This window comes from Streptomyces sp. FH025, assembly GCF_017427025.1.
In the GTDB taxonomy this organism is placed as follows: Bacteria; Actinomycetota; Actinomycetes; order Streptomycetales; family Streptomycetaceae; genus Kitasatospora.
On the sequence record NZ_JAFLNG010000832.1, the window covers coordinates 1 to 2,960 of the forward strand.

3 protein-coding genes and 1 pseudogene are annotated in these 2,960 nt (G+C 71.6%); 1 reads left to right on the forward strand and 3 read right to left on the reverse strand.

Annotated elements, in window-relative coordinates:
- The 3 genes and pseudogenes from J0670_RS34495 to J0670_RS34505 all read right to left on the reverse strand — a co-directional run.
- Positions 1-256, reverse strand: a pseudogene (locus J0670_RS34495) (hypothetical protein); the annotation flags it as partial.
- A gap of 318 nt (positions 257-574) precedes the next feature.
- Positions 575-841, reverse strand: coding sequence for a metal-sensitive transcriptional regulator (locus J0670_RS34500; RefSeq protein WP_207816350.1), 267 nt, complete (start codon positions 839-841; stop codon positions 575-577).
- A 134-nt stretch (positions 842-975) separates the two neighbouring features.
- Positions 976-1,335, reverse strand: a complete 360-nt coding sequence (locus J0670_RS34505) for a PRC-barrel domain-containing protein (RefSeq protein ID WP_207816351.1) — start codon at positions 1,333-1,335, stop codon at positions 976-978.
- Between the two features lie 263 nt (positions 1,336-1,598).
- Here J0670_RS34505 and J0670_RS34510 point away from each other — a divergent pair, with 263 nt between their 5' ends.
- A complete protein-coding gene (locus J0670_RS34510; protein ID WP_207816353.1) occupies positions 1,599-2,324 on the forward strand; it encodes a DUF4097 family beta strand repeat-containing protein in 726 nt (241 codons plus the stop codon).
- Positions 2,325-2,960 lie beyond the last annotated feature (636 nt).

Sequence of the window (2,960 nt, forward strand, 5' to 3'; positions counted from 1 at the left end):
CGTAGCCGTCCTTGGCGAGCAGGTAGGCGGTGTACGGGCCGCCGGTCAGCGCGGAGGTGTCGAGCTGGACGTCGCCGGAGGTGCCGGGGGTGTACTTCCAGAGCAGCGAGCCGCCGTTGCCGGGCTGGCGGCCGCCGTCGTAGATGCCGACCCAGTTCTTGGCGTCGGGGGCGTCGGTGGTCCAGTGGAAGGTGAGCCGGTCGCCCTCGGAGGGGCTGGAGGATGAGGTCAGGGTCAGGGCGCTGCCTGCGGCCACGGTTGTCCTGTCCGCCGGCGGCGGGCCCGGTCCGCCGGGGGACGGCTCCGGGGCCGCGCTCGGCTGGTCACGGAGGCGGGGAAGGGGGCGCGCACAGTTGGCTGTACAACTGTGGGCGGCCCTCATTCATCCGAAGGCCGGCGACCGCTGCGTGAACGACACATGACGGCGCATCGGGCGGTTCGGGAACTCCGCGGCGGCGTGGCGGCTCGGGCCGGACGTGCGGAGAGGGCCGCGACGGGCGATCCGTCGCGGCCCTCCGGGGCCGTCGGGCACTCGTCCGAGCAGGTCGTACGCCCGCTCGGGCCGTGCGTCCGGTCAGGCCAGGGCGAGGAACAGCTTCTCCAGCTCGGCCTCGCTCATCGGCGCGCCGCCCTCGTCGGCGGCGGCCATGCACTGGCGCATCCCGCTCGCGACGATCTTGAACCCCGCCCGGTCCAGGGCACGCGAGACGGCGGCGAGCTGGGTGACCACGTCCTTGCAGTCCCGACCCGCCTCGATCATCGCGATCACCCCGGCCAACTGGCCCTGGGCACGACGCAGTCGGTTCAGGACCGCGCCGACCGCCTCCTCGTCCACCTGCATGTCCGGGCCGCCTTTCACATCGACTGTCGATGGACAAGTGTACCCGGCGGGGTATTCATTCCCGGGCGGGCCATGTGAGGGTCGACACGGCGCGCGGGCTCCGGCGATCCGACCGTTCGTGCCGGTCGGCAGGGTCAGCGGCGGGCCAGACGCCGCTCTCCCCCGGCGCCGGTCGCGTACGGCAGCTCGTAGTACCCGAACACCCCGGGTTCGTCCGTGGCCGGCAGCACGTCGTCGGTGCCGATCGACGGGGCCTGCTTGACCTTGTACCTCGGGTACGCCACCCGCAGGTAGGCCGGCCCGGCCACCGCGCCGGCCAGCGGGACGAAGGCCAGGCGGCGCTTGGTCACCATGCCGATCGTGACGGTGGCGAAGAACGGCTCGTCGGTGGACGTCTCGACGTAGACCGACTCCAGCGTGCCGATCCGGTGGCCCTTCTCGTCGAGCACGGCCTGGCCGCGCCACTCGCGGATGTCCGCCATTGCGATCCCCATGGCCCTCGGCCTCCCGTCTCCCGCTCCGCCGACGGCCCGCCGCGCCACATCCGCGCACGGCGGCACCGCCTGCCGTTTCCATCCTGCGCCGGGACGGGCGCGGGGGCACGACGAGCCGGAACGGAACGTCGCGGATTGGGGGGTTTTTACCACCGACCCGGGCCACCGCGCCGGGCTACTGTCGTCGCGACGGCCCCGGACAGGGGCGGTCAGACGGGGCCATCACGCGAGAGACACGCATGATTTGGGGGGGATGAAACACCATGGTCCACTACCGCCGCTTCGCCGGGGCAGTCGTGGTCGCCGGACTCGCCGCCGGGGCGCTCACAGCCTGTGACCCGGTCGGAACCAAGTTCAGCGACGACTCGACCGTCTCGGAGAAGATCACCGCGGTCAAGCTCGACAACTCCTCCGGGGACGTCACCGTCCACGGCAAGCCGGGCGCCGGGAACGCCGCCGTCCACCGGGCGATCACGTACCGCAGCGGCAAGCCCGACGCCACCACCCGGGTCGAGGGCGGGGTGCTGGTGCTGGGGGGCTGCGGGCGCAACTGCTCGGTGGACTACACCGTCGAACTACCCGCGGGCCTGCCGATCAGCGGCGGCACCTCCGCCGGCGGGATCAACCTCTCGCAGGTCGGCGAGGTCTCGGTGCACACCGACTCCGGTGACATCACGGTCGACCAGGCCTCCGGGTCGGTCGACGTGCGCACCAACAACGGTGAGATCAAGGGCACTTCGCTCAAGGGCGACCGGATCCAGGCCAAGACCGACAACGGCGGGATCAAGCTCACCCCCGGCAAGGCCCAGGACATCAAGGCGAAGACCTCCAACGGCGAGATCCACGTCACCGTCCCGGCCGGTTCCTACCGCGTGAGCGCCGGGACGGACATCGGCGAGAAGCACATCGGCGTCCAGAACGACCCCAACGGCAAGTACAAGCTGGACCTGGGGACGGACATCGGCGACATCACCGTCAAGACGGGCTGAGCGCGGCCTCGTCGCCGCCGGCCCCGCCGGCGTTCTCCCCCGCCGGCGGCCTCGCCACCACCGAACTCCTCGTTGACGGCTTCCTCGGCGACCCCCGTGCCGAGGAAGCCGTCAACGAGGGCCACACACCCGCTCCGGCTCCGTGCACCCCCGGCCGGTGGCCGGAGCGGGCTCCTCGCTCCAGCGACGCGAGAAGCCGCGAGAACTGCGAAAACTGCGAGAAGTTGCGAGAAGAAGAACGGAAGGATCCGTCGTGCCAGCTCGCCGACCGGCGCCCTTCCCTCCTTCGGGTGGTTTGGTCTCGCTTCACAGCCCACCTTCCCCTCACTCCTGCCACGGTCGCTTCCGACGCGTACGCGACGCGCACGTGAGGACCGGAGGCGCCGATGGACCCGAGGCCGACCGCCCTTCCCTACCTGACGGTATGTCACGGTCGTGCAGCGGATCGTGAATCAGCGGTCCGTTCCCGGCCCTGGCGGGGCCATGCTGGGAGCATGCAGTCGCGACGTACTCGCGCGGCCCGGTCACGGCGCCGGGAGCGCGCAAGGGCATACCGGTCGCGCCCGGGCGGCCGGCCATGAGCACCTTCGACGTCTGGACCTGTCCCACGTGCGGCACCCGCAACCCGAAGAGGGA

Bases quoted from the DNA above. Each gene is read 5' to 3' on its own strand.
- J0670_RS34510 (WP_207816353.1), top strand. From the start codon at position 1,599: ATGGTCCACTACCGCCGCTTCGCCGGGGCAGTCGTGGTCGCCGGACTC.
- J0670_RS34500 (WP_207816350.1), bottom strand. From the start codon at position 841: ATGCAGGTGGACGAGGAGGCGGTCGGCGCGGTCCTGAACCGACTGCGT.
- J0670_RS34505 (WP_207816351.1), bottom strand. From the start codon at position 1,335: ATGGGGATCGCAATGGCGGACATCCGCGAGTGGCGCGGCCAGGCCGTG.